This is a genomic window from Allobosea sp. Leaf344 (assembly GCF_001426225.1).
GTDB lineage: Bacteria > Pseudomonadota > Alphaproteobacteria > Rhizobiales > Beijerinckiaceae > Allobosea.
In genome coordinates this window covers 143,684-168,235 of sequence record NZ_LMRT01000015.1, presented here as the reverse complement: position 1 = coordinate 168,235, position 24,552 = coordinate 143,684, and the positions used below count along the sequence as shown (strand labels likewise).

The 24,552-nt window shown below is 69.1% G+C and carries 30 protein-coding genes; 9 read left to right on the top strand and 21 right to left on the bottom strand.

The window, feature by feature from the left end; translation table 11 throughout:
- Positions 1 to 10 precede the first annotated feature (10 nt).
- Positions 11 to 403 (top strand): hypothetical protein, encoded by a 393-nt coding sequence (locus ASG72_RS17895; RefSeq protein ID WP_056715336.1) that lies wholly within the window; start codon positions 11 to 13, stop codon positions 401 to 403.
- On the opposite strand, the gene ASG72_RS17890 is transcribed toward ASG72_RS17895, so the two are convergent.
- From ASG72_RS17890 to ASG72_RS17875, 4 genes are all read right to left on the bottom strand, one after another.
- Positions 397 to 1,041, bottom strand: a complete 645-nt coding sequence (locus tag ASG72_RS17890) for a uracil-DNA glycosylase family protein (RefSeq protein WP_056715334.1) — start codon at positions 1,039 to 1,041, stop codon at positions 397 to 399. The genes ASG72_RS17895 and ASG72_RS17890 overlap by 7 nt on opposite strands.
- Entirely contained in the window at positions 1,038 to 1,529 is a 492-nt protein-coding gene (locus tag ASG72_RS17885; RefSeq protein WP_056715332.1) for a hypothetical protein, read from the bottom strand. Before ASG72_RS17885 ends, ASG72_RS17890 begins: the two co-directional genes overlap by 4 nt.
- Positions 1,529 to 2,140, bottom strand: a complete 612-nt coding sequence (locus ASG72_RS17880) for a glutathione S-transferase (RefSeq protein ID WP_056715329.1) — start codon at positions 2,138 to 2,140, stop codon at positions 1,529 to 1,531. Before ASG72_RS17880 ends, ASG72_RS17885 begins: the two co-directional genes overlap by 1 nt.
- Positions 2,141 to 2,246: 106 nt before the next feature.
- Positions 2,247 to 2,768 carry a thermonuclease family protein gene (locus tag ASG72_RS17875; protein WP_082540456.1) on the bottom strand — a complete coding sequence of 174 codons (522 nt, stop codon included), beginning with the start codon at positions 2,766 to 2,768 and terminating at the stop codon, positions 2,247 to 2,249.
- Positions 2,769 to 2,886: 118 nt separating this feature from the next.
- Here ASG72_RS17875 and ASG72_RS17870 point away from each other — a divergent pair, with 118 nt between their 5' ends.
- Together ASG72_RS17870 and ASG72_RS17865 are read left to right on the top strand one after the other, a co-directional pair.
- Positions 2,887 to 4,410, top strand: a complete 1,524-nt coding sequence (locus ASG72_RS17870) for an ATP-binding protein (protein ID WP_056715326.1) — start codon at positions 2,887 to 2,889, stop codon at positions 4,408 to 4,410.
- Between the two features lie 112 nt (positions 4,411 to 4,522).
- Positions 4,523 to 5,707: a MalY/PatB family protein gene (locus tag ASG72_RS17865; protein WP_056715322.1), complete on the top strand. Its 1,185-nt coding sequence runs from the start codon at positions 4,523 to 4,525 to the stop codon at positions 5,705 to 5,707.
- Positions 5,708 to 5,712: 5 nt separating this feature from the next.
- On the opposite strand, the gene cobT is transcribed toward ASG72_RS17865, so the two are convergent.
- On the bottom strand, positions 5,713 to 6,732 hold the full coding sequence (gene cobT / locus ASG72_RS17860) for a nicotinate-nucleotide--dimethylbenzimidazole phosphoribosyltransferase (protein ID WP_056715321.1): 1,020 nt from the start codon (positions 6,730 to 6,732) through the stop codon (positions 5,713 to 5,715).
- A gap of 120 nt (positions 6,733 to 6,852) precedes the next feature.
- On the opposite strand from cobT, the gene ASG72_RS17855 reads away from it, so the two are divergent.
- Together ASG72_RS17855 and ASG72_RS17850 are read left to right on the top strand one after the other, a co-directional pair.
- On the top strand, positions 6,853 to 7,740 hold the full coding sequence (locus ASG72_RS17855) for an adenosylcobinamide-GDP ribazoletransferase (protein WP_244488865.1): 888 nt from the start codon (positions 6,853 to 6,855) through the stop codon (positions 7,738 to 7,740).
- A complete protein-coding gene (locus ASG72_RS17850; protein ID WP_056715318.1) occupies positions 7,737 to 7,931 on the top strand; it encodes a DUF1289 domain-containing protein in 195 nt (64 codons plus the stop codon). Before ASG72_RS17855 ends, ASG72_RS17850 begins: the two co-directional genes overlap by 4 nt.
- Positions 7,932 to 7,961: 30 nt before the next feature.
- On the opposite strand, the gene ASG72_RS17845 is transcribed toward ASG72_RS17850, so the two are convergent.
- Positions 7,962 to 8,795: a sulfite exporter TauE/SafE family protein gene (locus ASG72_RS17845; RefSeq protein ID WP_056715315.1), complete on the bottom strand. Its 834-nt coding sequence runs from the start codon at positions 8,793 to 8,795 to the stop codon at positions 7,962 to 7,964.
- A gap of 324 nt (positions 8,796 to 9,119) precedes the next feature.
- On the opposite strand from ASG72_RS17845, the gene ASG72_RS17840 reads away from it, so the two are divergent.
- Positions 9,120 to 10,346, top strand: coding sequence for an SMP-30/gluconolactonase/LRE family protein (locus tag ASG72_RS17840; protein ID WP_056715313.1), 1,227 nt, complete (start codon positions 9,120 to 9,122; stop codon positions 10,344 to 10,346).
- A gap of 11 nt (positions 10,347 to 10,357) precedes the next feature.
- Here ASG72_RS17840 and ASG72_RS17835 read toward each other — a convergent pair whose 3' ends face one another.
- The 3 genes from ASG72_RS17835 to ASG72_RS17825 form a co-directional block, all read right to left on the bottom strand.
- Positions 10,358 to 10,813 carry a PaaI family thioesterase gene (locus ASG72_RS17835; RefSeq protein WP_056715309.1) on the bottom strand — a complete coding sequence of 152 codons (456 nt, stop codon included), beginning with the start codon at positions 10,811 to 10,813 and terminating at the stop codon, positions 10,358 to 10,360.
- A gap of 9 nt (positions 10,814 to 10,822) precedes the next feature.
- A complete protein-coding gene (gene dusA / locus ASG72_RS17830) occupies positions 10,823 to 11,824 on the bottom strand; it encodes a tRNA dihydrouridine(20/20a) synthase DusA (protein WP_056715574.1) in 1,002 nt (333 codons plus the stop codon).
- Between the two features lie 125 nt (positions 11,825 to 11,949).
- Positions 11,950 to 13,092, bottom strand: a complete 1,143-nt coding sequence (locus ASG72_RS17825; protein WP_056715306.1) for an alpha-D-ribose 1-methylphosphonate 5-triphosphate diphosphatase — start codon at positions 13,090 to 13,092, stop codon at positions 11,950 to 11,952.
- 150 nt (positions 13,093 to 13,242) lie between these two features.
- Here ASG72_RS17825 and ASG72_RS17820 point away from each other — a divergent pair, with 150 nt between their 5' ends.
- Genes ASG72_RS17820 through phnE form a run of 3 tightly spaced genes read left to right on the top strand, consistent with a single transcriptional unit; the run spans position 13,243 to position 15,754 of the window.
- Positions 13,243 to 14,112, top strand: a complete 870-nt coding sequence (locus tag ASG72_RS17820; protein WP_056715303.1) for a PhnD/SsuA/transferrin family substrate-binding protein — start codon at positions 13,243 to 13,245, stop codon at positions 14,110 to 14,112.
- Entirely contained in the window at positions 14,109 to 14,954 is an 846-nt protein-coding gene (locus ASG72_RS17815; protein WP_082540455.1) for an ATP-binding cassette domain-containing protein, read from the top strand. The genes ASG72_RS17820 and ASG72_RS17815 overlap by 4 nt, the downstream gene beginning before the upstream one ends.
- Positions 14,951 to 15,754: a phosphonate ABC transporter, permease protein PhnE gene (gene phnE, locus ASG72_RS17810; protein WP_056715299.1), complete on the top strand. Its 804-nt coding sequence runs from the start codon at positions 14,951 to 14,953 to the stop codon at positions 15,752 to 15,754. Before ASG72_RS17815 ends, phnE begins: the two co-directional genes overlap by 4 nt.
- Positions 15,755 to 15,763: 9 nt before the next feature.
- On the opposite strand, the gene ASG72_RS17805 is transcribed toward phnE, so the two are convergent.
- The 12 genes from ASG72_RS17805 to ASG72_RS17750 all read right to left on the bottom strand — a co-directional run bounded on the left by ASG72_RS17805 (position 15,764) and on the right by ASG72_RS17750 (position 24,551).
- Positions 15,764 to 16,351 (bottom strand): HupE/UreJ family protein, encoded by a 588-nt coding sequence (locus ASG72_RS17805; protein ID WP_244488864.1) that lies wholly within the window; start codon positions 16,349 to 16,351, stop codon positions 15,764 to 15,766.
- Between the two features lie 11 nt (positions 16,352 to 16,362).
- Positions 16,363 to 16,998, bottom strand: a complete 636-nt coding sequence (ureG, locus tag ASG72_RS17800) for an urease accessory protein UreG (RefSeq protein WP_056715296.1) — start codon at positions 16,996 to 16,998, stop codon at positions 16,363 to 16,365.
- Positions 16,995 to 17,672: an urease accessory UreF family protein gene (locus tag ASG72_RS17795; protein WP_244488863.1), complete on the bottom strand. Its 678-nt coding sequence runs from the start codon at positions 17,670 to 17,672 to the stop codon at positions 16,995 to 16,997. The genes ureG and ASG72_RS17795 overlap by 4 nt, the downstream gene beginning before the upstream one ends.
- A 6-nt stretch (positions 17,673 to 17,678) precedes the next feature.
- Complete coding sequence (locus tag ASG72_RS17790; RefSeq protein ID WP_082540454.1) at positions 17,679 to 18,458, bottom strand: urease accessory protein UreE; 780 nt, start codon at positions 18,456 to 18,458, stop codon at positions 17,679 to 17,681.
- A 170-nt stretch (positions 18,459 to 18,628) separates the two neighbouring features.
- Positions 18,629 to 19,087: a hypothetical protein gene (locus ASG72_RS17785; protein ID WP_056715291.1), complete on the bottom strand. Its 459-nt coding sequence runs from the start codon at positions 19,085 to 19,087 to the stop codon at positions 18,629 to 18,631.
- Between the two features lie 131 nt (positions 19,088 to 19,218).
- Complete coding sequence (ureC, locus tag ASG72_RS17780) at positions 19,219 to 20,955, bottom strand: urease subunit alpha (protein WP_056715290.1); 1,737 nt, start codon at positions 20,953 to 20,955, stop codon at positions 19,219 to 19,221.
- Between the two features lie 8 nt (positions 20,956 to 20,963).
- A complete protein-coding gene (locus ASG72_RS17775; RefSeq protein WP_056715287.1) occupies positions 20,964 to 21,362 on the bottom strand; it encodes a type II toxin-antitoxin system VapC family toxin in 399 nt (132 codons plus the stop codon).
- Positions 21,359 to 21,646, bottom strand: coding sequence for an AbrB/MazE/SpoVT family DNA-binding domain-containing protein (locus ASG72_RS17770; protein WP_056715284.1), 288 nt, complete (start codon positions 21,644 to 21,646; stop codon positions 21,359 to 21,361). Before ASG72_RS17770 ends, ASG72_RS17775 begins: the two co-directional genes overlap by 4 nt.
- A gap of 59 nt (positions 21,647 to 21,705) precedes the next feature.
- Complete coding sequence (locus ASG72_RS17765) at positions 21,706 to 22,326, bottom strand: urease subunit gamma (RefSeq protein ID WP_056715281.1); 621 nt, start codon at positions 22,324 to 22,326, stop codon at positions 21,706 to 21,708.
- Positions 22,323 to 22,676: a hypothetical protein gene (locus ASG72_RS17760; RefSeq protein WP_056715277.1), complete on the bottom strand. Its 354-nt coding sequence runs from the start codon at positions 22,674 to 22,676 to the stop codon at positions 22,323 to 22,325. The genes ASG72_RS17765 and ASG72_RS17760 overlap by 4 nt, the downstream gene beginning before the upstream one ends.
- 10 nt (positions 22,677 to 22,686) lie before the next feature.
- The gene (locus ASG72_RS17755) at positions 22,687 to 23,541 is read right to left on the bottom strand and encodes an urease accessory protein UreD (protein WP_056715272.1); all 855 of its coding nucleotides are present in this window, start codon (positions 23,539 to 23,541) and stop codon (positions 22,687 to 22,689) included.
- 116 nt (positions 23,542 to 23,657) lie between these two features.
- Entirely contained in the window at positions 23,658 to 24,551 is an 894-nt protein-coding gene (locus ASG72_RS17750) for a PfkB family carbohydrate kinase (RefSeq protein ID WP_056715269.1), read from the bottom strand.
- Position 24,552: the final 1 nt, after the last annotated feature.

Here is a 24,552-nt window from a genome sequence, read left to right as displayed (position 1 = left end):
GACATCTGACATGCTGCGCATCTGCCTCGCCTTCGTCGCCGCCGCCGCCCTGCCCGCACCGGCTTTCGCCCAATCGATCGGCGAGCCGATCCCCGGCCAGATCCGGAGCGAGGCGAAGCCGCGATCCGGCAAGCCGGAGAGCGGCGCGCGTCCCTGCCCGGAATACGGCCCCGGCTTCGTGCGGGTGGAAGGCTCGTCCTTCTGCGTACGCGCCGGCGGCTCGGTCCGCATGGAGATGGGGCGCAGCAGCATGAACCGGACCGGCACCGCCGCTTCGGCGATGGTGCAGTTCGAAGGCCGGGGCGAGACCAGCCTCGGGCCGATGCGCAGCGTCGTCAGGATGCGTGGCACGGCGGAGCGTGGGCTCGCCTCCGGCACCGGCGCCTATGGCACGCGCTACTGAGGCGCGGGGCCCACTAGTCGCGCCACCTCCTGCCGCAGGACCAGCAGGAGCTCCGCCTCGAACCAGGGATGGCGCCTGAGCCAGCCGCTATTGCGCCAGGACGGGTGCGGCAGGGGCAGGATCCGCGGCCGGCGCGGCGCCGACAGGATGGCGCGCCAATCGGCGACGGTCTCGGTCAGGCTGGCCGGGGTGTCCTCGCCGAGATGCCAGAGCTGGGCGTAGCGGCCGATCGCCAGCACCAGCTCGATCTGCGGCATGGCGGCAAAGAGCCTTGCGCGCCAGGCCGGCGCGCATTCGCGCCGGGGCGGGAGATCGCTGCCGCGGCTGTCGAGCCCGGGGAAACAATGGTTCATCGGCAGGATGGCGACGCGGGACGCGTCGTAGAAATCCGCTTCCGCCAGGCCGAGCCAGACGCGCAGCCTGACCCCCGAGGGATCGGTGAAGGGGCGGCCGCTGGCGTGAACCCGCGTGCCGGGCGCCTGGCCGGCGATGCAGAGCCGCGCCGTCGCGGAGGCCTGGATCACCGGCCGCGGCTCATGCGGCAGCGGCCCGCCATGCAGGGGGGCATCGCGGCACAGCCGGCAGCGGCGCAGATCCGAGAGCAGCGCCTGCAGCGGCGCCTCCGCCGCCCTGCTCATCTGTCGGCGGGCGGGGCCCGGAGCGCGGCGGGCCGCGGCGTCAGCGGCTGAGGCTTCGCCCGCGAGATTAGCCCGTCGCAATGCCAGGGTTCGCCGCCATCGCCATGGCTGCGGGGATTGCCCGGCTCGATGCTGGCGAGCGCGTTGATCTGCCCGTTCGAGCGGTTGCGCAGCACATAGAGCTTGTTGGACAGCTCGACGGTGAAGCAATGCACCGTGCGGTTCTCTTGCGGCCCGTAATAATAGCAGACGTCGCTGGCGCGCGTGGTCCAGCAGGCGTCGCGGTTCGGCTGCCAGCCATTATGGCCGAGCGCGCGGCCATCGACATGATGGTATTCGGTGAAGACGCCGCCATTGGTGTAGCGGCCGCTGACGGTGTTGCCCTCGAAGGCGCGCCGGATGGCGGGGCCGTCGAGCTGATCGACAGCCTGCGCCGGAGAGGCGGCGGCGAGCGCCGCCAGCGGCAGGACCTGGAGGAGGCGCCGCATCAGGCCTTCCAGCTCGGCCGGCTGGAGAGCTCGCCATGCCAGCGCCGGATGTTTCCGAACTGCTCGGGCAGCGGGATGCGCGAGGGCTTCATGAAATCGATCGCGATGCCGGCCGTGATGTCGGCGATCGTCAGCCGCTCGCCACAGACGAAGGCGTTGCTCGCCAGCTGCATGTCCAGCAGCCAGAGATGATCGTCGATCAGCTCGCGATTGGCCTCCGCCCATTCCGGCACCTGGCCCTCGAGCTCGGCCATGGACGGGTGGCTGTGGCGGAAGACGGCGGCGACGCTGGCGAAGAGGCCGAGTTCGACGCGGCGGTTCCACATCTCGATCTGCGCCTGCTCCTTGGCGTCCCGCCCGAACAGCGGCGGCTCGGGGTGCAGCGTCTCGACATAGCGGCAGATGGCGACGGTCTCGGCCAGGGCCGTGCCGTCGTCGAGGACCAGCACGGGCAGGCGCTGGAGCGGGTTGATGCGGGTGAAGGCCTCGGTCTTATGCTCGCGGGCGCCGATGTCGATCGGCACCAGTTCCGGCAGGGGCACACCCTTCTCGGCGAAGAAGATCCGCACCCGCCGCGGATTCGGCGCCCGCCCACCATCATAGAGTTTCATCGTGCAATTCCTCTCGCAGGACTGAACCGGACCATGCCAGGCCGCGCCCGGTCAATCCTCGCTCTTGCGCTTCAATCATCGAATGATGCCGAAATCAGGGTCCGGCTCAGCGCGGATGGGCGCGGCGCCAGGCTTCCGGCCGGTCGAAATTCAGGGCCCAGAGCCCGCGCCCCGCCGCCCGGGCCGCATCCTCCTCGCGGCGGAAGGCGCCATAGGCGACGGCGTGTCCCGCCGCCACCATCGCGGCGTTGATGTCGACGCCGTCCTGCCGGCAGCGGGCCAGGCCGCGCCCGTAGCGATCGGACTTGCCGATCTCGCAGCTCAGCGGGCCCTGCCCCGCCAGCCGGGCCAGAGCCTGGCGCGCCTGCCGGCCGCAGCCGACGATCTGCCCGGCGCGGTCGGTGCAGCTCTGGCGCAATTCCGGCGCGTCGATGCCTTCCAGCCGCAATTCCCGTCCGTTCAGCCGCAGGGAATCGCCGTCGATCACCGTCGCATGGCCGCTCAGATGCGAGCCCTGCCCGAGCCGCAGCTGCAGGACCGCGCCGGCGATGGCGAGGAGGCCGAGCAGGCCCAGCGCGACGACGATGTCGACCGGGCGCCCCACCCGCCGCCAGCCGAGAAAATCCATCCGCGAATCGTCCTCAATTCCCGTGCAGGCCATCAGTAAGAGCTTAACGATTTGCAGAGCATGATGACGAGCCGGCCGTGCCTCCCGCTCCGCCGGGGAAGGAATGCGCGTCCAGTCCATGGCGGAAATCACGGCCGAACAGGTGCAGCGCGGGCGCGGCCCCGACCCGGCGGTGCTGGCGCGGCGCAAGCTCGTCACGCGCGAGGTCAAATCCGTCCGCGAAAGGCTGACCTCTTCGACGGGGCTCGAGCGCGCCTTCGATTACGAGCTCCTGCGGCTCTTCGCGCAGTACCGGCTGAACGGCAGCATCGGCACGCCGGTGCTGGCCTTCGGCGTCGCGGCCGCGGCCTGCGTCTGGGTTCCGGCCTTCAAGGTGGCGATCTGGACCTTCTTCGTCATCACCAGCATCGGCCTGATGGCGCTGCTGTGCCGCCGCTTCACGCTGCAGACCACGGGCCAGGTCCGGCTCAGGGTATGGCGACGCGTCTTCGTGGCGGCGGAAGGGCTGCACGGGCTGTCCTGGGCGATGCTGCTGCTGCTGTTCAGCCCCGAGGCGCCCGGAGCCTCCGTCTTTGTCACCACCACGCTGCTCATCATCAGCGCGGTGACGGTGATGCTGTCGGCCTCCATCCTCAGCGCCGTCTATGCCGGGCTGATGCCGATCACGATCGGGATCGGGCTGTTCTTCTGGGGCCGCTCCGAGATCGACAGCGTCACCACCGCCTTGATGGCGGCGGCCTCGCAGCTGTTCTTCATCTTCCTCGCCAACCGGCTCTATGCCAGCTCGGTCGCGACCATCGAGTTCCGGGCCGAGAAGGACGCGCTGATCGCGGAGCTCGAAACCGCCACCGCCAATTCGGACGAGGCGCGGCGCAAGGCCGAAGAGGCCAATCTCGCGAAGTCGCGCTTCCTGGCGACGATGAGCCATGAGCTGCGCACCCCGCTCAACGCCATTCTCGGATTTTCCGAGGTGATGAAGAACGAGGTCTTCGGCGCGCACGCCAATTCCGCCTATCGCGAATATTCCGGCGACATCCATGATTCCGGCCAGCATCTCCTCAACCTCATCAACGAGATCCTGGATCTGTCGCGCATCGAGGCCGGGAAATACGAACTCAACGAGGAGGCCCTGTCGCTCGCGGCGATCGTCGACGATTGCAGCCACATGCTCAATCTGCGCGCCAAGGCCAAGGGCCAGAGCATCCGCGAGGCGGTGGAGCCGGATCTGCCGAAGGTCTGGGCGGATGAGCGGGCGATCCGCCAGGTGGTGCTGAACATCCTGTCGAACGCGATCAAATTCACCCCGCAGGGCGGCGAGATCACCATCAAGGTCGGCTGGACCGCCAATGGCGGGCAATATGTCTCGGTCACCGATACCGGCCCAGGCATTCCCGAGGACGAGATCCCGGTCGTGCTGCAGACCTTCGGCCGCGGCTCGCTGGCGATCAAGACGGCGGAGCAGGGCTCCGGCCTCGGCCTGCCGATCGTCAAGGGGCTGATCGACCTGCATGGCGGCGGCTTCCTGCTGAAGTCCAGGCCGCGGGCCGGGACCGAGGTGACGGTGACGCTGCCGGCGGAGCGCGTGATGGATACGCTGGCGGCGGTCCCGCAGCCGAAGCCCAGCCGCCGCTCGGCAGCGTGACGCCGCCCGTCCTGCGCCGGAAGCGGCCCCCCTCCTCCGCCTGCCTCCCGCTCATCCGCCGAAGCTGCCGCTATCATCCGGCGCGACCTGATTCCCTCATCCGAGCTTTGCCATGACCCAAGCGCCTGATTTCGACGAGCTGATCGACCGCCGCGGCACCCATTCCGCGAAATGGGACATGATGGAGCCGAGCTATGGCGTCTCCCCCGCCGACGGGATCGCGATGTGGGTCGCCGACATGGATTTCCGCCCGCCGGCCTGCGTACAGGCTGCGGTCACCGCCATGGCAGACCATGGCGTCTACGGCTATTTCGGGGATGACCGGGCCAATCTCGCCGCGATCGGCTGGTGGATGAAGGAGCGGCATGGCTGGGAGGTGGAGCCGGCCTCGATCTTCACCACCCATGGCCTGGTCAACGGCACGGCGCTGTGCGTCGAAGCCTATACGAAGCCCGGCGACGGCGTGCTGCTGATGACCCCGGTCTACCATGCCTTCGCCAGGATCGTGCGGGCCTGCGGCCGCCGCGTGGTGGAATGCAGGCTGGCGCTGGAGGATGGGCGCTACGGCCTCGACATCGCCGGCTGGGAGCAGCTGATGACCGGCGCGGAGCGGATGCTGATCCTGTGCTCGCCGCATAATCCGGGCGGGCGCGTGTGGACGCGGGAGGAGCTGCGCGCCATCGCCGAGTTCTGCCGGCGCCACGAGCTGATCCTGGTCTCCGACGAGATCCATCATGATCTGGTGATGCCGGGCCACCGCCACCTGCCGATGCCCGTGGCGGCACCGGAGATCATGGATCGGCTGGTGATGATGACGGCGACGACCAAGACCTTCAACATCGCGGGCGCGCATATCGGCAACGTGATCATTCCCGACGAGGCGCTGCGGGCGCCGTTCCGCGCCCGGATGAACGCGCTCGGCATCTCGCCCAATTCCTTCGGCATGGCGATGGCCACCGCCGCCTACAGCCCGGAGGGCGCCGCCTGGGTCGATGCCCTCGTGCGCTATCTCGACGGCAATCGCCGCCTCTTCGATGAGGGGCTGGCGCGCATCCCCGGCGTGCGCTCGATGGCGCTGGAATCGACCTATCTGGCCTGGGTCGATTTCTCCGGCACGGGCATGGAGCCGAAGGAATTCACCGCGCGCATCGAGAAACAGGCGAAGATCGCGGCCAATCACGGCGGCAGCTTCGGCAGCGGCGGCGAGAGCTTCCTGCGCTTCAATTTGGCGACGCCGCGCGCGGTGGTCGAGGAGGCGGTGCAGCGCCTGCAGCGGGCCTTCGGCGACCTGCAATAGGCGCCTCAGCCGCCGCGCGAGACCCTGGCCTGGTCGAAGGTGGCCATGCCGCCATGCATCGCCGCCGCCGCCTTGACCAGGCCGGCGGCGAGCGCCGCGCCCGTCCCTTCGCCTAGCCGCATCTCCAGCGCCAGCAGCGGCTGCTTGCCGAGCCGCGCCAGCACGTCGCGATGAGCGCCCTCGGCCGAGAGATGGCCGGCGAGGCAATGGTCCAGCGCCGACGGCTCCAGCGCCTGCAGCACGGCGGCGGCGGCACAGACGACATATCCGTCCAGGATGACGGGGATGCGCTGCAGCCGCGCCGCGAGGATGGCGCCGCAGATCGCCGCCATCTCGCGGCCGCCGAAGCGACGCAGCACCTCGAGCGGATCGCCGAGATGGGGCCGGTGCAGAACGAGTCCTGCCTCGACCGCGGCGATCTTGCGCTGCAGCCCGGCATCGTCGACGCCGGTGCCGCGCCCGCACCAGAAGGCCGCCTCGCCGCCATACAGCGCCGCATAGACCGCCGCCGCCGCAGTGGTGTTGCCGATGCCCATCTCGCCGAGACAGAGCAGATCGCAGCCGCCGGCCAAGGATTCCATGCCGAAGGCCATGGTGGCGACGCAGGCGCGCTCGTCCAGCGCGTCGCCCTCGGTGAAATCGCCCGTCGGCAGGTCGAGAGCGAGATCGAAGACCTTGAAGCCGAGGTCATAGGCGGCGCAGATCTGGTTGATCGCGGCGCCGCCCGCCGCGAAATTCTCCAGCATCTGGCGCGTCACGCCCTGCGGATAGGCGGAGACCCCCTGGGCGACGACGCCGTGATTGCCGGCGAAGACGCAGACCAGCGGCCGATCGACGCGCGGCGGCGCCTTGCCCTGCCAGGCCGCCAGGAATTCGGCGATCTCCTCCAGCCGGCCGAGGCTGCCCGCCGGCTTGGTCAGCTCCTTGTCGCGGGCGCGTACGGCATTGGCGGCAGCCATGTCCGGGCCGGGCATGCCGGCGATCATGCCGCGGATATCGTCGAAAGGCAGGCCGGACACGGACATGGCGGTCTCATCGAGGCTGGGGCAGAGCCGGCGGCACGGCGCTTGCCCATGGCAGCCGGCCCTGCGCTGCTGCTATAGGCTCGGGACGGGGAAGACAATTCTCGATGGGGATGGCGCGGCATGGCCGGGATGCAGAGCTCGGGCGGAGCGCAGGCGGAGGAGCCGCGGCAGGGCGCCGCCGCACCGGCCGCCCCCCCGCCGTTCTGGCCGGGCTGGCTGCGGGCCGGCGCCATCTGCATCCGCTTCTATTCGCGCCTGCCAGTGCCGGCACTCCCCGGCGAGGCGGACCGGCACGCCCTGCCCGATTTCCGGCTGGTGCCGCGGGCGGTGCCGCTCGCCGCGCTCGTCATCGCTTTGCCCGCCGCGCTCGTCCTGCTCGGGAGCGGTGCGGCCGGCGTCCACCCGATGCTGGCGGCGGGGCTCGCCATCGCGGCGCTGGTCGTGACCACCGGCGCCTTTCACGAGGATGGGCTGGGCGACAGCGCCGACGGGCTGTTCGGCGGCCATAGCGCCGAGCGGCGGCTCGAGATCATGAAGGACAGCCGCGTCGGCTCCTTCGGCGCGGTCGCGATCGGGCTCGCTTTGCTGCTGCGGATCGCGGGCCTGGCCTCTATCCTCGGCGCCGCCGGGCCTGTCGCCGCGGCCGGCTGCCTGCTGCTCGCCGCCGCCTGGTCGCGGGCCGAGGGCGTCGGGCTCCTGGCGCGCGAACCCGCGGCGCGCAGCGGCGGGGCCTCGGCCGCGGTCGGCCGGCCGCTTCGGCGCACCGCCTGGATCGGCTTCGTCCTGGCGGCCGCCCTGTCGCTCGCGATCACGCTGGCCGCTGGGCTGCCGCTCGCAGCGCTGGCGCTGGCGCTCGCCCTCTGCCATGCCGCGGCGCGGGGGCTGGCGGCGCTGGCGAGGCGGATGATCGGCGGCCAGACCGGGGATATCGTCGGCGCCGTGCAGCAGATCGGCGAGATCGCGGTCTATTGCGGCTTCGCCCTGGTTCTGGGCGGGGCCCGGCCATGAGCACCACTTCCAGCCCCTGCATCAGGCTCTGCGTCATCGATCCGGCCAGCCGGCTCTGCGAAGGCTGCGGCCGGAGCCTGCAGGAGATCGCGCAATGGGCTCGGCTGAGCGAGGCCGAGCGGCTGGCCGTGATGGCGCTCCTGCCCGAGCGCCGCAAGGCCGCGGGGCTGGTCCGGCCGCCGTCCCCCTGACGGCAAAGCGCCCTCATTCGCGTGCCGGCGTCAGCCCAGCAGCGAGATCACGAAGCGCGCCGCGACGACCAGCAGGAACAGGCCGAAGGCGACCTCCAGCCGGCGCTTCGACAGGCGGTGGGCCAGGCGCGCGCCGATCGGTGCCGTCCAGATCGAGGTCGGGATGAACAGCAGGAAGCCGATGAAGGAGACGTAGCCGAGCGAGAGCGGCGGCAACACGTCCATTTTGGGCCAGCCGGCATAGATGTAGCCCAGCGCGCCGGGGATCGAGATCAGCACGCCCAGCCCGGACGAGGTCGCCACGGCCTGGTGGATCGGCCTTCCATAGAAGGTCATGAACAGGCTGGAGAGCTGGCCGCCGCCGATGCCCATCAGCGCCGACAGCACGCCGATGATGCCGCCATAGATCGTCATCAGGATCTTGCCGGGCATCTCCGTGCCGAGCTGCCATTTGTCGGAGGCGAAGAGCAGGCGCAGCGCGCTCGCCACCGCGACCACGACGAAGACGATCTTGAATAGATCGGGCGGGGCGAAACGCGCGATATAGCTGCCGCCGATCACGCCGAGCACCACCGGCACGGCCCAGATCCGCAGGATCGACATGTCGACCATCCCCTTGGCGCGATGCGCCTGGAAGGAGCGGATCGAGGTCGGGATGATGATGGCGAGCGAGGTGCCGACGCAGAGTGGCATGCGTACCTCCTCCGCCACGCCGATGACGCGGAACACCTCATAGAGGATCGGCACGATCACGGCGCCGCCGCCGACGCCGAACAGCCCGGCCAGGACACCGGTGAAGGCACCGGCCAGGACCAGCGACACGGCGAGGAAGGCGAGATCGCCCAGAGGGATACCAGCGAGCATCGGGGAGTTCCGGTGGGATGGGGCCGAAGCTGTGCTCGATTTGAGCCGTCACGGCAAGCTGCACGGCACAGGGCTGGCATGCCTCAGACTGGGTGTAGCGAAGGCCACGGCAAGCAAGACGCAGGCCCGCGAGCATGCGGTGACGTCAGGTCCGCCCGCTCTTCATGAGGGCTCGACCGGAGCGTGCAGCGCTGCTGATCTGCAAGCGGCGCCCCGCATCGCGCGGCGCCCGATCCCCGCCCGCCCCAGGAGACCGCACGACGAAACGCATCTGAACCCTAAGTCTAAATCGTTTCAATCACTATAAAATCGAGGGAGGATACGATGGAAGACGATTTCGCAGAAACTCAAGCAAATGAGCGGCTCACCCGGCGAGGCCTGCTCGGAGCCGGCGCCGTCGGGCTGCTCGCCGCCTCGGCAGGACCGGCCCTCGCCCAGGGCAGCCCCGGCCCCGCCGCCCCGCCGAGCACGATCACGAATCCGCCACGGGACTTCAGCCGGCGCGGCGCGCCGACCACCTATTTCTGGGATCCCGACATCCTGACCCTCGACCCCTCCTTCGGCGGGCTAGCCCAGCCCAATGCCGCGATCGAGCGGCTCTGGACCGGCGCGCTCTGGTCGGAAGGGCCGGCCTGGAACGCCCAGGGCCGCTATCTCGTCTGGAGCGACATTCCCAACAACCGGCAGATGCGGTGGCTGGAGGATGACGGGCGGGTCAGCGTGTTCCGCTCCCCTTCCGGCAACAGCAACGGCAACAGCTTCGATTTCCAGGGCCGGCAGCTCTCCTGCGAGCATCTCAACCGCCGCGTGGTGCGCTACGAACTCGACGGCTCCGCGACGGTGCTGGCCGATGCGTTCGAGGGCAAGAAGCTGAACTCGCCCAATGACGTGGTCGCCCATCCCGACGGCAGCTACTGGTTCACCGATCCGCCCTATGGCGGGCAGCTCTATGAAGGCGCGCCGGATGCCGCGGGCGGGCCGAGCAACGCCAATGGCAGGATCAATCCGCGGCTCGGCCAGCCGCCCGGCATCGGCCTGGCGAAGCGCGAATTGCCGACCAATTGCTACCGCATCGATCCGAGCGGGCGCGTCGATCTCGTGGTCAGCGAAAGCCAGGTGCCGGACCCGAACGGGCTGTGCTTCTCGCCGGACTACAGGAAGCTCTACATCGCCTCCACAGGCAAGGGGCCGGGCGATACCGGGCCCGGCGGCAAGGGCGACATCCATGTCTTCGATGTCGGGCCCGACAACAGGCTCTCCAACCAGAAGCTGTTCTCGGATTGCATGGTCGACGGGGTGAAATGCGGGCCGGACGGGCTGCGCTGCGATGTCGAGGGCAATCTCTGGGCCTCCAGCAATGCCGGCCGCGCCGTCGGCTATAGCGGGGTCTGCGTGTTCAACCCGGAGGGCAAGCTGATCGGCCGGATCCGGCTGCCGGAGATCTGCGGCAATATCTGCTTCGGCGGGCCGAAGCGGAACCGCCTGTTCATGGCGGCGAGCCAGTCGCTCTATGCCGTCTACCTCGCCACCCAGGGCGCCGGGCCGGGCTGACCCGGCCGGGCTCAGTCGGCGACGCCATCGCGGCCTGCAACGCTCATGCAGGTCGCGGTCATCACCGCGCAGAGCTTTTCGCCGTCCCCGGTGACGGCGAAGACCTCCGCCATGGCCAGGGTCAGGGTCCGGCCGGCCTTGACGACCCGCCCCCTGGCCAGCAGCCGCTCGCCCGCAGCGGGCGCGACGAGATTGATCTTGAACTCGGCGGTCAACACCCCGACGCCCGGCGCCATCAGGCTCAATGCCGCATAGCCGCAGGCGGAATCGGCGATGGAGGCGACCGCGCCGGCATGCACGAAACCGTGCTGCTGGCAGAGATGCCCCGCGACCGGCATGGCGATCTCGACCTCGCCCGGCGCGACCCGGATGAGCGAGGCGCCGAGCGTCCGCATGAAGCTCTGTTTGTCGAAGCTCGCGCGGACGCGGGCGCCAGCCTCCTCGGCTGTCAGTGTCGTGCTGCTCATCGGCCCTCCTCAGGCTGCCGCGATCTGCGGCTCGTCCCGGGCGACATGCGCCACGGCGGCGCGCAGATCGGCGAGCCCGGCGCCGAGGCCGACGCAATGCTCGGCGAGATGACGGCGGAAGAGACGCGAGCCACGCCGGCCCGGGAAGAGCCCGACGAGATGGCGGGTGAAGGCGTGGAGGCGGCCGCCGGCGGCCAGATGGGCGGCGATATGCGGCTCGAGCGCCTCCAGCATCTCGAAGGCGTCCGCGACCGGCGCCGCCTCGCCGAACAGCAGCGGATCGACCTGCAGCAGGATTTCCGGGTTTTGATAGGCTTCGCGGCCGATCATCACCCCGTCGCAGGCGGCGAGATGAGCGGCCCATTCGGCGGGATGCCGGATGCCGCCATTGACCGCCACAGGCAGATCGGGATGGGCCGCCTTGAGCCGATAGGCCCTGTCGTAATCGAGCGGCGGCACCTCGCGATTCTCCTTGGGCGAGAGCCCCTGCAGCCAGGCCTTGCGGGCATGGACGATCAGCGCGTCGACTCCGGCCTCGCGCGTGGCGCGGGTCAGCGCCTCCAGCGCCGCCTCCGGATCCTGGTCGTCGACGCCGATCCGGCATTTCACGGTGACCGGGATGGCGACCGCCTGCTTCATCGCCGCGACGCAGTCGCCGACCAGCGCCGGCTCCCGCATCAGGCAGGCGCCGAAGGCCCCGCCCTGGACGCGGTCGGACGGGCAGCCGCAATTGAGGTTGATCTCGTCATAGCCGAAATCCTGGCCGATCCGCGCCGCCTCCGCCAGCAGCCGCGGATCATTGCCGCCGAGCTGCAGCGCGACCGGATGCTCCATTGCGTCGAAGCCGATCAGCCGCGCGCGATCGCCCCGGATCACCGCCTGGGCCGTGACCATCTCGGTATAGAGACGCGCATGGCGCGACATCAGCCGATGGACGACCCGGCAATACCGATCGGTCCAGTCCATCATGGGGGCGACACTGAAGCGCCAGGGCGCGGCAGGATGCGGCATCGTCTGCGAAGCGATCACGGCGAGGCGATATCCGAGTTCGGGTGAAGGCTGGCCGCAGCCCTGGGCCGGCCCGGCCGAAACCCTCTACCAAAAAACCCGGTCGTCCGTAAACGCGCCCTGCCGCCTCACGCCAGCAGCCGCTGATCCGCCAGATGCACCAGGCGGCCGGCGACGATCGTGGCTGCGATGCGCGGCTGCGGGCCGGGCTCGACCAGGACGAGGTCGGCCCGCAGGCCCGGCCTGATCGCGCCGCGGTCGACAAGGCCCAGCGCCTCGGCCGGGTTGCGCGAGACGAGCGCCCAGGCGCTGGCCAAGGTGGCGGCGCCGCGCTCGACCAGCGCGAAAGGCGCCTGCAGCAGCGCAGCATAATAGTAATCCGAGGCGAGGATGGTGCAGAGCCCCTCCCGCACCATCTCCTCGGCGGCGGGACAGCCGGTATGCGAGCCGCCGCGCACGACATTGGGTGCGCCGAAGACGATGGCTTCGCCCGCAGCCGCCGCCTCGCGCGCCGTCGCCTCGTCGATCGGGAATTCGGCGATGCCGACGCCCCGCTCCCTGTACCAGCGGCGCATCGCCGGGGTCATATCGTCATGGGAGAGCATCGGCACCCCGGCCTCCCGCGCCGCCTGCGCCAGCCGCTCGATCGAGCCCGCGACCTCGCCCTTGCGGGCATAGACCCGCTCGACCAGCGCGTCGAAGGCCGCGCGATCGAGGCCGGTCCGCTCGACCATCTTGCCGATCTTGTCGGGGCGGTGGCGCGCCTTGAGCGTGCCCTCGGTGTGATCGTTGAAGGCCAGCGCACCGACGCGCCCCTCGCGCAGCCAGCTTCGGATCTCCTCCTCCGCATCGAGATTGAAGGTCTCGTGGCGCAGATGGAAGCGGGTATCGGCGCCGAGCGAGGGGGCGAGCGCCGCGATCCGCTCGACCAGCCGGCGCGCATTCTCGGCCCCGCGCAAGCCGGGCTCCCAGGACCAGGTGACGCCGTGATAGGCGGTGGTGATGCCGCTGGCGAGCAGCGCCCGGTCGGCGTCGCGCAGCGCCAGATCGAGGTCGAAGGCGACGCCCGGCCGCGGCATGATGTGGCGCTCGAAGGCATCGCCATGGCAATCGACGATGCCGGGGAGGACGAGCAGGCCGCGCGCCTTCAGCCGCAGCGCCGCGGCCGGCGGGCTCGCCGTCTCCGGCGCGATGCGGCCCGCCTCCAGCAGCAGGTCTGACGGCCCGAGCTCATCGCGCAGCACCGTTCCGCCCTCGATCCACAGCGCCATGGCCAGTTCCCTCGATTTGATGAGACGGCCGCGCTTGGACGGGCACCATGACAGGGAGATGACGGCCACGTCACGGGACTGTCGGCAAACTGTCACCGGTGCGTCGTGTAGCCGGGTTAGCGCCTCCTCAGATTTCAGGAGGGACATTCGATGCTGAAAACGCTCAGCCTGGCTTTCACCGCGGCGGCGATCGCCCTGGCCGCCCCCGCCGCCAAGGCACAGGAGACGCTGCGCTTCGCCGTCACCGATATCGACGGGCTGGAATCGCTGCAGCGCGAATTCGGGCCCTTCAAGGCGGCGTTCGAGAAGCTCGCCGATCTCAAGGTTCAGTTCTTCGCGGTTTCCGGCCGCACCGCCGCGGTCGAGGCGATGGCGGCGGGCCAGGTCGATTTCGTCCTGACCGGCCCGGCGGAATATGTGGTGTTCAAGGCCCGGACGGACGCAATCCCCGTCGTCGGCTGGCAGCGGCCGGATTATTTCAGCCAGGTGGCGGTGCTCGCCACGGGACCGATCAAAACCGTCGCCGATCTCAAGGGCAAGACGATCTCCTTCGGCGAGATCGGCTCGACCTCGCAGCATCTCGGCCCGGCGCAGGCGCTGGCGGATTTCGGCCTGAAATACAATGTCGACTACAAGCCGATCTTCGTGAAGCGCAATGTCGCGGTGGAGGCGATGAAGCGCGGCGACATCGCCGCCATCGGCCTCAACCTGACCCATCTCCAGCGCATCCGCGAATCCGACGGCAAGACCGGCTTCACGGTGGTGGCGCGCGGGCGCGACCTGCCCAACGACGTCATGATCGCCAGCCCCAAGGTGAAGCCCGAAATCGTCGCCAAGGTCCGCAAGATCTTCCTCGATCACGGCACCGAGCTGATGAAGGCGGTCGTCACCGGCACGGATGACAACCGCAAATTCACCGGCGGCGTCTTCCTGCCCGCGGTCAAGGACAGCGATTACGATTATGTCCGCTCGATCTACGCGACGATCGGCATCAACGACTTCAAGAAGTTCATCGAATGAGCGGGCTCGGCCTGCCCGCCCTCCCCGATAACGGGAGCCCGCGAGGCCCCGTCGTCAGCCTCGCCGGATTGCGCAAGAGCTTCGGCCAGCGGCGCATCCTCGACGGGCTCGACCTCGCCATCCCGGCGGGCGAATCGCTGGCGCTGATCGGCGCCAACGGCACCGGCAAATCGACGCTGCTGCGGATGATCGTGCGGCTCACCGAAGCCGATGAGGGCCGCATCGAGGTGCTGGGCGAGCCGGTGCGGCAGCTCGGCGGCGCCAGCCTGAAGCGTTTCCGCGCCAGGGTCGGCGTCGTCTTCCAGAAGCATAATCTGGTGGCGCGGATCAGCGCGCTGTCGAATGTGGTGCATGGGGTGCAGGCGCGCCGGAGCGGCCCGCGGAGCTGGGCACAATGCCTCGCGCCGAAAGCCGTGCGCGAGGAAGCCATGGCCTGCCTCGAGGCGGTCGGCCTCGCCGACAAGGCGATGCAGCGCGCCGATTCCCTGTCCGGCGGCCAGTCGCAGCGCGTCGCGATCGCGCGCATGCTGATGCAGCGGCCCGAGCTGGTGCTGGCCGACGAGCCGGATGCGAGCCTGGATCCGCGGGCCGGGCGGGAGATCATGGAGCTGCTCTTCCGGCTGACGCGCGACAAGGGCCTGACGCTGGTCTTCGTCTCGCATCACATGGCGCATGCGATCGGCTTTTCCGACCGCATCGTCGGGCTGGCGCAGGGCGGCATCGCCATGGACCGGCGCGCGCTGCATTGCCGCGAGGCGGAGCTCGCGGCGTTCTTCGAGGAGGCGCCCGTCATGGCCTCGGCCGAAACCATGGCCAAACCCGTCTTGGAGGCGCTGGCATGAGCCTGACATCCGATCTGCACGCGGGGCCGGGCGACCGCTTCGCGCGGCCGAGCGCCGCCGCCTTCACCGGCGGCTTCCTCGCGCTCGCCTTGCTGATCTGGTCGTTCAGCGGCTCGGAGCTCTCGGCGGAAAAGCTCATCCGCGGCATACCCGCCATGGGCAACATCATCGGGCGGATGTTCCCGCCCGATCTCGGCCGGCTCGACGCGATCCTGGCCTCGCTGGCCTCGACCTTCCAGATGGCGGTGTCGGGCTGCGTGCTCGGCCTCGTCCTGTCGTTTCCGCTGGCGATCCTCGCGGCGGACGGGCTCTCGCCGCATCCGGTGATCCGGGCGCTTTCGCGCGGGCTGATCGCCTTCTTCCGCACGGTGCCGGATCTGATCTGGGCGCTGTTCTTCGTCATCGCCGTCGGGCTCGGCCCTGCGGCCGGCGTGCTGGCGCTGATGATCGACACGATCGGCTATGCCGGCCGCTTCTTCGCGGAGGCGATGGAGGAGACCGACAAGGGCCCGCGCGAGGCGCTCTCGACGATCGGCGCGAGCCGGACCGGACTGATCTTCTCCGCCGTGGTGCCCAATGCCACGCCGTCCTTCATCGCCACCTCGCTGTTCTGTGTGGAGAAGGCGACGCGGGCCTCGGTCGTGCTGGGGCTCGTCGGCGCGGGAGGGATCGGCGTCGAGCTGAAGGTCGCCTTCGACCTGTTCGACTACGACACCGCGCTGACGATCATCCTGGCGGTCTTCGCGCTGGTCGTGCTGGTCGAGCAGGTCGGCGGCTATCTGCGCCGCCGGATCATCTGACCGGGCGGCTCAGCCGGCCAGCAGCGCCAGGCCGGCCAGCGCGACGCCGCCACCGGCCAGCCTAGCCGCGAGCGGGGAGCGCGCCGTCAGCAGCCGCGCCGCCTGCAGGCCGATCACATGCAGCGCGCCGGTGGCCATCACGAAGCCGAGCGCATAGGAGAGGCCGCCGGCCGCTTCCGGCAATTCGGCGCCATGGGCATGGCCGTGGAAGATGGCGAAGATGGCGCAGGCGGCGGCGCCGGCCAAAATAGGCGGATTGGCGCGCAGGGCGATGGCGAGGCCCAGCACCAGCACGCTGACGGCGATGCCGATCTCGACCCCGGCCAGCGCGGCGCCCGACATGCCCCAGGCGCCGGCCACCAGCATCATGCCCAGGAAGGCCGCGGGGAAGGCGATGCGCGCCCGCCCGCCGATCAGCCCGGCCCAGAGGCCGACCGCCAGCATCGCCAGGAGATGATCGACGCCGGTCAGCGGGTGAGCGAGGCCCGACAGCAGACTGTAGCCGGCCTCTCCCCCGCTATGCGCCGAGGCGGTGCCGGAGAGGCCGATCCCGGCCAGGGCCACACCGTATTTCAAAGCCTGAAGCGTCATCGCCATCGTCTCCATTCTCAGCCTGCCGCCGTCGCGGGTTTCAGGCCGCCGGCCGTCTCGATGAAATCCATGACGATGTCGACGCCGTCGCCCGCGCGCGTGTTGGTGAACACGAATGGGCGCTTGCCCCGCATCAGCCGGGAATCGCGGTCCATGACTGCAAGATCCGCGCCGACATGCGGGGCGAGATCGGTCTTGTTGATCACCAGCAAATCGGAGCGCGTGATGCCGGGCCCGCCCTTGCGCGGGATCTTCTCGCCGGCGGCGACGTCGATGACATAGATGGTGAGGTCGGCGAGTTCCGGCGAGAAGGTGGCGGCGAGGTTGTCGCCGCCGGATTCGATCAGGATCAGATCGAGCCTGGGGAATTTCGCGCGCATTTCGGAGACCGCGGCGAGATTGATCGAGCAATCCTCGCGAATGGCGGTATGCGGGCAGCCGCCGGTCTCGACGCCCATGATCCGCTCCTCCGGCAGGGCTCCCGCCACCGTCAGCAGCCGCGCATCCTCCTTGGTGTAGATGTCGTTGGTGATGGCGCAGAGATCATAGATGTCGCGCATGCGCTTGCAGAGCGCTTCCATCAGCGCGGTCTTGCCGGAGCCGACTGGGCCGCCGATGCCGACGCGCAAGGGGCCGTGGGGGGAGATGGTCATGAGCGGAACAGCCTCGAATACTGGGTTTCGTGCCGCAGGGCGGCGAGATCGGAGCGGAAGGCGCAACCGCCGAGATCGTCGAGCGTGAGCCCGGCGGCGGCCGCCGCAGCCCGATGCAAGGCCGGCACCAGCTGCGCGATGACGCGCTGCCCATCGGTCTGTCCGACGATGCCGAGGCGCACGGAGGCCGAGACCAGATTGGCGACGAAGGCGAGGCCATAGGCGTCGAGGCTCGCCGGGAGAGGCAGATCATGCCCCGCAGCCGCCACCGCGACCGCCACGGGATAGGCGACGTCCCCGGCCCAGGCCGCTGCCAGCGCCTCGAAGCCGGCGCAGGGCCAGGAGGCTTTCGCCGCGATGACGAAGGCATTGCCCTGGGTGACGGTCTCCAGCCGGCGCTCGGCCGAATTGGCCATCGCCACCGCGAGCTCCGCCACCTCACCCAGAGCGGCGAGGTCACCTGCGACAGCGGCGCGAAAGGCCGACACGAAGAGGATCAGATCATTGCGCAGCGACCCCTGCTCGACCAGCGCCAGCAGCCAGTCATGCAGGCCGGCGGCATCAGTGACATCGCCGCAGTCGAACGCCCATTCCAGCCCATGGGAATAGGCGAAGGCGCCGACCGGGAAGGACGGCGACAGCCACACCATCAGGGGGAGCGGATAGGCGCTCACGCGGCGTCAGTGATCGTGCGAGTGGCCCTTATGCCCATGGGCGAAACCGTGCTTGTGCGCATGATCATGGTCATGCGCGTGATGATCGTGATGGTCGTCTGCGCCCGCGGCATGGGCATGGTCGTGACCGCAGCCACAGGACGCGCCATGGCTGTGGGTGTGATGCTCATGCGCATGGGTGTGCTCATGCGAGTGATGGCCATGCGCGTGTTCATGATCGTGATGCGCATGGTCGTGAGCCTCGTGCCCAGGATTCGCATGCCCGTGATGCGCATGGTCGTGAGCCTCGTGGCCATGATGCGCGTGGTCGTGATGATGGTGGCCGTGATCATGGTCGGGATGGTCGCAACCGGCGTGATCATAGGCCCCGCCCTCGGGCTGGAAGGGACGGCTCACCATGGCCATCGCACAGCCCTGGCCGCGCACCATTTCCGCCAGCACATGGTCGTTCTCGATATAGATCGCGTCCGCGGTGATCTCGGCCGGGGTATGGCGATTGCCGATATGCCAGGCGACGCGCATCAGCCGCAGCGGGTTTTCCGCGCGGATTTCGAGCAGGCTCTGCGCCGCGGCCTTGACCCGGACCAGGCGCCCATCCTCGAGCTTGACGGCGTCGCCATCGTTCAGGCCCGTGGGCTTGTCGAGATCCAGCAGGATGTCGAGGCCCTGGTCGCCCTTCAGGGCGATGCGGCGGCGGTTGCGATCTTCATGATCGAGCGTGATGGTCTCGATGACCTTGTCGGCTTTGACCGCAGCCTTGCGAACGACGGAGGTGGCGCGAAGCATGATGGAGGTTCCGTTCTGACGGGCGCGTTGTGGAGCGACGCGAGCGAAGGTCAGTTCCACCACCGGCAGCGCCGCGATGCAAGCCCCGCGGGTCGAGAGAAGGCCCCCGTGGGCCAAGAGAAAGCCCCCGCGGGTCATGACGCTCAGCCGGTGACGCTCGCCGCTTCGGCTCAGTGCCGGCGCGGCACGGCCCCGAACAACAGGCCGGAGCCGGCGCCCCAGGCGGTGCTGAGGCACAGGCCCAGGGCGAGGCGCAGCGGCGAGAACCCGGCGAAGAGCGCCCCGCTCTGCTTGATCAGGGGCACGAGGATCCAGCTGCCCAGCAGGAGCGGCCCGATCAGGCTGAAGATCACGCCCTTCTGCCAGTAATGGCGGCCGGGAACGAGGGGCCAGACGAAGGCGAAGAGCGTGCCCCAGAGACCGCCCCAGAACATCTGGCTGACGATCAGCGGGACGCCTAAGGGCGGGATCGGCCGCAGCGACCAGGGGCTGTTGGGGGTCAGCCCGGCGAGGAAGGCGCCGAGGATCACGCTCTGGTGGAAGGCGACGACGGCGATCGCGCCGGCGGCGAAGCCGAGAGCGAGATCACGCAGCGACAGGCTCGCTTCGGAAAATCCGGGGGCTTCCATCACGCAGTTTCAACCCAGCTCGACTGACGCAAGGTTGGCATGCCGCAGCGCCACCCGCAACGCCGTGAGTGAGGGCGGAAAGCACATCCCTGATGATGAGATGCGCACGCTTCAAATGTTCGTTTTTGACTTCAGAATAGAAAGTAGCGCTGCGCGAGCGGCAGTTCCTTGGCCGGCTCGCAGACCAGCAGCTCGCCATCGGCGACGACGGCATAGGTTTCCGGGTCGATCTGGATATCGGGCGTGGCGTCGTTGTGGATCATGCTCTTCTTGGAGATCCCGCCGCGGGTGTTCTCCACCGCTACCATCTCCTTCTCCGTGCCGAGCCGTTCCCGCAGCCCATTGGCCATCGCCGCCTGGGAGACGAAGACGAGCGATGTCGTGGTGACCGCCTTGCCGAAGGCGCCGAACATCGGCCGGTAATGCACCGGCTGCGGCGTCGGGATCGAGGCGTTGGGGTCGCCCATCGGCGCGGCGGCGATCATCCCGCCCTTGATCACCAGATCCGGCTTGGCGCCGAAGAAGGCCGGCGACCAGAGCACGAGATCGGCGAGCTTGCCGATCTCGACCGAGCCGATATGGCGCGAGATGCCGTGCGAGATGGCGGGATTGATCGTGTATTTCGCGACATAGCGCTTGGCGCGGAAATTATCGGCGCCGCTGCCGGCATCCTCGGCCAGCGGCCCGCGCTGCATCTTCATCTTATGGGCGGTCTGCCAGGTGCGGGTGATGACCTCGCCGATGCGGCCCATGGCCTGGCTGTCCGAGGACATCATCGAGAGCGCGCCGAGATCATGCAGGATGTCCTCGGCGGCGATGGTCTCCTTGCGGATGCGGCTCTCGGCGAAGGCGAGATCCTCCGGGATCGAGGGCGAGAGGTGGTGGCAGACCATGAGCATGTCGAGATGCTCGTCGAGGGTGTTGACCGTGAAGGGCCGCGTCGGGTTCGTCGAGGAGGGCAGCACATTGGGCAGCCCGGCCACCTTCATGATGTCGGGCGCATGGCCGCCGCCGGCGCCCTCGGTGTGGAAGGCGTGGATCGTGCGGTTCTTGAAGGCCCTGATCGTGTCCTCGACGAAGCCGCTCTCGTTGAGCGTGTCGGTGTGGATCATCACCTGGATGTCATGATCGTCGGCGACCGAGAGGCAATTATCGATCGCCGCCGGGGTGGTCCCCCAATCCTCGTGCAGCTTGAGCGCGCAGGCGCCCGCCTCCACCATCTCGACCAGGGCGCCGGGCAGCGCCGCATTGCCCTTGCCGGCGAAGGCCAGATTCATCGGGAAGGCGTCGGCGGCGCGGATCATCTGGCCGAGATGCCACGGCCCGGGCGTGCAGGTGGTGGCCAATGTGCCATGGGCCGGGCCGGTGCCGCCGCCGAGCATGGTGGTGAGCCCGCTCATCAGCGCATCCTCGATCTGCTGCGGGCAGATATAATGAATATGGCTGTCGAAACCGCCGGCGGTGAGGATCTTGCCCTCGCCCGCGATGACCTCGGTGCCGGGGCCGACGATGATCGTCTCCGCCGGATCGAAATTGCCGAAGCCGCTCTGGATATCGGGATTGCCGGCCTTGCCAATGGCGCAGATGCGCCCGCCCTTGATGCCGATATCGGCCTTCACGATGCCCCAATGGTCGAGGATCAGCGCGTTGGTGATGACGGTGTCGACGGCGCCGTCGGCATTGCGCGCCTGGCTCTGCCCCATGCCGTCGCGGATGACCTTGCCGCCGCCGAACTTCACCTCCTCGCCATAGGTGGTGTAGTCCTTCTCGACCTTGATGAGGAGTTCGGTATCGCCGAGCCGCACCGTATCGCCGGTGGTGGGGCCGAACATCGCGGCATAGGCATTGCGCGGGAAGGGAAAGGGCATTTTCGCTCCTACCGTAAAGCGGATTGGAAACCCGCCTCGGACGGGGCCCCATGATCGAACGTCCAGGTCATCTCACAGCCCGCGCGCCCATTGAGATAGCCGATCAGGGCATCGGCGAAGCCATGCCGTCCCTCCCTCGCCAAGGACAGGGCGGCGACGACCTGATCGCGATTCTGAAGTACGAAGATCGGGCTGCTCAACAAGGTCTCCAGCGCCGTGTGAATTTCCGCCGACTTGCCCCTGAACCGGGTTCGGATCGTCCAGACGACCTCCATCAGCACGATCAGGTTGATGTAGCCGGTCCTGACGCGCGTCAGTCTGCCAAGCAACTCCCGCGCCATCGGCGACTGGATAGGGTCGTCGTCCAGCAGGACCCGCAGCAGAACATTAGCGTCGAGCCCGATCACGCCGCGCGCGGCTTTCGGCGCTTGGATCTGGTCGCGTCGTCTCTGGCGGCGAGTTCGGCGCCGATCGCGTCATCATCGGTGGGATAGGTCGGGTCCGGCGTCAGATGTGCGAGAAGGCCGAACAATGCCGATGCCGGCAGGTTGCGCGGTCGCAGACAGATCTGACCGTCGGAACCGCGGTAGAATTCCAGCGCATCCCCTTCCTTCAACGACCATTCCCGCCTCAGCTCGGCCGGCAAGGTGATCTGGCCGTCGGAGCTGATTGTGACCTCGTAGCTTGCCATCGCGACCGCCCTCCACTGCCCTGAAACTATGCGAGAACGCCAGACATGCCCATGGCGTGCTACAACTTCCCCATCACCTCCTGGCGGAAGCCGTAGACCTCGCGCTTTCCGGCGAGCGCCACGAGCCTGACCTCGCGCGTCTGGCCCGGCTCGAAGCGCACGGCCGTTCCGGCGGGGATGTCCAGCCGGAAGCCGCGGGCGCGCTCGCGCTCGAAACGCAGCGCCGGGTTGGCCTCGAAGAAATGGTAATGCGAGCCGATCTGGATCGGACGATCGCCGGTATTGGCGACCATGAGGCTGAGGCTCTCGCGGCCTTCGTTCATGATCAGATCGCCCGGCAGCGTCGTGACCTCGCCCGGCTTGAGGCGGCCGGCCGAGCCGCGGATCGGCTCATGCACGGTGACGAGCTTGGTGCCGTCGGGAAAGGTCGCCTCGACCTGCACGTCGTGGATCAGCTCGGCGATGCCGTCCATCACCTGGTCGGCGCTGACGACATGGGCGCCGGCCGCCATCAGATCGGCGACCGAGCGGCCGTCCCGCGCACCCTCGACCACGAAGTCGGTGATCAGCGCGACGGCCTCCGGGTAGTTCAGCTTGACGCCGCGTTCGAGCCTGCGCCGCGCCACCATGGCGGCCATGGCGACCAGCAGCTTGTCCTTCTCGCGCGGCGTCAGATTCATGCTGTCCCCTTCGTCTCCTTGCCGGATTCGGGCGAGGCGTCGTCCTCATCCTCGTCCTCGTCGTCTTCGTCTTCCTCGTCGTCTTCGCCCGCCTCTTCGTCCTCGTCCTCATCGTCCTCTTCGTCGTCGAGGTCGATGAAATCATAGCCGAAGACGATCTCGCCGGTATGAGGATCGAAGCCGCTGGTGGTCGATTCCTCGAAGGCGCGTATCAGCATCTCCGCGTCTTCGGGCCCGTCGATGTCGAAGCGGCGGACGGCGTTTTCGCCCTCGGCTTCCAGGGCCAGTTCCATGGCCCAGCTCCGCGAGCCGGTGTCGTAGATGCATTTCAAACCCTGGATCGCCAGCATGGTGCTCTCCTCAGATGGACCAGGTGCGCGGCAGCGCACGGCCCGTGACTTGCCCGAGGAGCGTGACGAGAACACGACGCAGCGCCTGGGCATCCCGAGAGAGCAGTCTGACGACGAGGAGATCACTGAGCAGGCCGGCACCGGATTCGACGCTGTCGCCGCCGCTTTCGCGCAGCAGCAGGCGGATGGAGTCGATGTCGCGGCTGCGCTGGCCGCCCGAGGCGAGGACGGTCGCCGCGGCGCAGGCCCCGGCGCCGATGGCGGGCCGGGCGAGCTGATCGGCGATGGCGCCGTCGATCCTGAGATCCTCCGCCAAGAGCAGCCGGCCGTCGCGGCGCAGGCGCCAGCGATCGTGGAGGGCGCCGCGCTGCACACTCTCGCCCATCGCCGAGCGGCCGAAGAACATGGTTTCGCAGGCGACGAGCTCGGCATCGCCGCTCATCTCGATGGTCAGGCTGCGGTTCAGACGCGCTCCGGAAAAGAGGATGGTCTCCTGGGGCAGCCAGGCCAGCCGCGCGCCCGACGCCACGCTGAGCCGGGTCGCGACCTCGGTATCCGCCCCCTGGCTGCGATAGATCTTCTCCGCCGCCTGGGAGGTGATGACGGCATCGCACCCTGCCTCCAGCGCGGCCTCGACGCGCATGGCGTCGCCGCCGGCCATGCCGCCGCCGGTATTGATCAGCACCGCCTCGCAGCTCTGATCATAGCTGGTGGGAAAGCGCACCCGGTAACCACCGGATTCGGCGACCTCCCGCCGCTGGGTGCGGCCGCCGCTGCAGCCGAAGCGCAGGCGCACCCCACCCGCCGCGCGGATCGAGAGTGGCAGCAGCGCTTCACGGGCGACCGGCACAGGCGGCGCGAGCATCGGGGCAACTTCCGGCAGGTCAGACGCGTCAATCTTCCTCGCCCGGTCACGCCGGGCAAGAGGTCGGGCGCCGGTCTCTGCCTAAATTTTCGGCAGCGATGGCGCGACGCTGCGCTTCACCCGTGCTGTGCCAGGAAGCGCTCGAGCTCCTCGCGGCTCGGCGTGCCGGAGCGGCCGCCGAAGCGGGCGCATTTCAGCGCGGCCGTGGCCGAAGCGAAACGCACGGCCTCGCGCTCGCTCATCCGCTCGGCCAGCGCCAGCGCGAAGGCGCCGTGCCAGACATCGCCGGCGCCGAGCGTGTCGACGGTCTCGACGGCGAAAGCGGGCAGATGGGCGATGCCTCCCGCCTCCTGGAACAGCACGCCCTCCTTGCCGAGCGTCACGGCGAGCCAGGTGTCGACCCCCTGCGCGGCGCGGGCCAGCCCCTCGCGCGGATCGTCGTCGCCGGACACTTCGCGCAGCGCCTGCGCGCTGAAGGCGACATGGCTCGCCGTCGACAGCAGAGCGGGATGCGGCGGTTGCCGGTCGGCGTCGAGCACGCCCGGCACGCCGCTGTCGCGCGCCAGGCCGAGCGCGGCGAAGGAGCCGTCGCCCCAGCGCGTATCCGCCAGCACCGCCCCGGCCGCTTCGGGAAGCTCGGTCGGCAGCCAGCCGATATCCTCGGGCATGGCGGGATCGGAATAGGAGATCACCATGCGCTCGCCCTCGCCATCGACGAGGATGGCGGAGACGGGAGAGCGCAATCCGGGGACGCGCAGCGCGAAGCCCGCCTCCACGCCCTCCGCCTTCAGATCGGCCAGGATCCTGTCCCCGGTCAGATCATCCGCCAGCCGGGTCGCCAGCCAGGCCTGACCGCCGAGCCGGGCTATGGCGACGGCGGCATTGCTGGCGCAGCCGCCGCCGACCACGACGAGATCGCGCGCCCGGTATTTCTCCCCCTTCGTCGGCAGGCTGGCGACGCTGTAGACGTAATCGAGCGTGGCGATACCCAGGCAGAAGACGCCGGCCATG

Bases quoted from the DNA above. Each gene is read 5' to 3' on its own strand.
- ASG72_RS17815 (WP_082540455.1), top strand. From the start codon at position 14,109: ATGAGCGGGCTCGGCCTGCCCGCCCTCCCCGATAACGGGAGCCCGCGA.
- ASG72_RS17875 (WP_082540456.1), bottom strand. From the start codon at position 2,768: ATGGATTTTCTCGGCTGGCGGCGGGTGGGGCGCCCGGTCGACATCGTC.
- ASG72_RS17760 (WP_056715277.1), bottom strand. From the start codon at position 22,676: ATGCTGGCGATCCAGGGTTTGAAATGCATCTACGACACCGGCTCGCGG.
- phnE (WP_056715299.1), top strand. From the start codon at position 14,951: ATGAGCCTGACATCCGATCTGCACGCGGGGCCGGGCGACCGCTTCGCG.
- ureC (WP_056715290.1), bottom strand. From the start codon at position 20,955: ATGCCCTTTCCCTTCCCGCGCAATGCCTATGCCGCGATGTTCGGCCCC.
- ASG72_RS17835 (WP_056715309.1), bottom strand. From the start codon at position 10,813: ATGAGCAGCACGACACTGACAGCCGAGGAGGCTGGCGCCCGCGTCCGC.
- ASG72_RS17820 (WP_056715303.1), top strand. From the start codon at position 13,243: ATGCTGAAAACGCTCAGCCTGGCTTTCACCGCGGCGGCGATCGCCCTG.
- ASG72_RS17840 (WP_056715313.1), top strand. From the start codon at position 9,120: ATGGAAGACGATTTCGCAGAAACTCAAGCAAATGAGCGGCTCACCCGG.
- ureG (WP_056715296.1), bottom strand. From the start codon at position 16,998: ATGACCATCTCCCCCCACGGCCCCTTGCGCGTCGGCATCGGCGGCCCA.
- ASG72_RS17890 (WP_056715334.1), bottom strand. From the start codon at position 1,041: ATGAGCAGGGCGGCGGAGGCGCCGCTGCAGGCGCTGCTCTCGGATCTG.
- cobT (WP_056715321.1), bottom strand. From the start codon at position 6,732: ATGTCCGTGTCCGGCCTGCCTTTCGACGATATCCGCGGCATGATCGCC.
- ASG72_RS17785 (WP_056715291.1), bottom strand. From the start codon at position 19,087: ATGGAAGCCCCCGGATTTTCCGAAGCGAGCCTGTCGCTGCGTGATCTC.
- ASG72_RS17845 (WP_056715315.1), bottom strand. From the start codon at position 8,795: ATGCTCGCTGGTATCCCTCTGGGCGATCTCGCCTTCCTCGCCGTGTCG.
- ASG72_RS17865 (WP_056715322.1), top strand. From the start codon at position 4,523: ATGACCCAAGCGCCTGATTTCGACGAGCTGATCGACCGCCGCGGCACC.
- ASG72_RS17885 (WP_056715332.1), bottom strand. From the start codon at position 1,529: ATGCGGCGCCTCCTCCAGGTCCTGCCGCTGGCGGCGCTCGCCGCCGCC.
- ASG72_RS17770 (WP_056715284.1), bottom strand. From the start codon at position 21,646: ATGGCAAGCTACGAGGTCACAATCAGCTCCGACGGCCAGATCACCTTG.
- ASG72_RS17855 (WP_244488865.1), top strand. From the start codon at position 6,853: ATGGCCGGGATGCAGAGCTCGGGCGGAGCGCAGGCGGAGGAGCCGCGG.
- ASG72_RS17895 (WP_056715336.1), top strand. From the start codon at position 11: ATGCTGCGCATCTGCCTCGCCTTCGTCGCCGCCGCCGCCCTGCCCGCA.
- ASG72_RS17880 (WP_056715329.1), bottom strand. From the start codon at position 2,140: ATGAAACTCTATGATGGTGGGCGGGCGCCGAATCCGCGGCGGGTGCGG.
- ASG72_RS17790 (WP_082540454.1), bottom strand. From the start codon at position 18,458: ATGCTTCGCGCCACCTCCGTCGTTCGCAAGGCTGCGGTCAAAGCCGAC.
- ASG72_RS17750 (WP_056715269.1), bottom strand. From the start codon at position 24,551: ATGGCCGGCGTCTTCTGCCTGGGTATCGCCACGCTCGATTACGTCTAC.
- ASG72_RS17850 (WP_056715318.1), top strand. From the start codon at position 7,737: ATGAGCACCACTTCCAGCCCCTGCATCAGGCTCTGCGTCATCGATCCG.
- ASG72_RS17755 (WP_056715272.1), bottom strand. From the start codon at position 23,541: ATGCTCGCGCCGCCTGTGCCGGTCGCCCGTGAAGCGCTGCTGCCACTC.
- ASG72_RS17825 (WP_056715306.1), bottom strand. From the start codon at position 13,092: ATGGCGCTGTGGATCGAGGGCGGAACGGTGCTGCGCGATGAGCTCGGG.
- dusA (WP_056715574.1), bottom strand. From the start codon at position 11,824: ATGCCGCATCCTGCCGCGCCCTGGCGCTTCAGTGTCGCCCCCATGATG.
- ASG72_RS17765 (WP_056715281.1), bottom strand. From the start codon at position 22,326: ATGAATCTGACGCCGCGCGAGAAGGACAAGCTGCTGGTCGCCATGGCC.
- ASG72_RS17805 (WP_244488864.1), bottom strand. From the start codon at position 16,351: ATGGCGATGACGCTTCAGGCTTTGAAATACGGTGTGGCCCTGGCCGGG.
- ASG72_RS17870 (WP_056715326.1), top strand. From the start codon at position 2,887: ATGGCGGAAATCACGGCCGAACAGGTGCAGCGCGGGCGCGGCCCCGAC.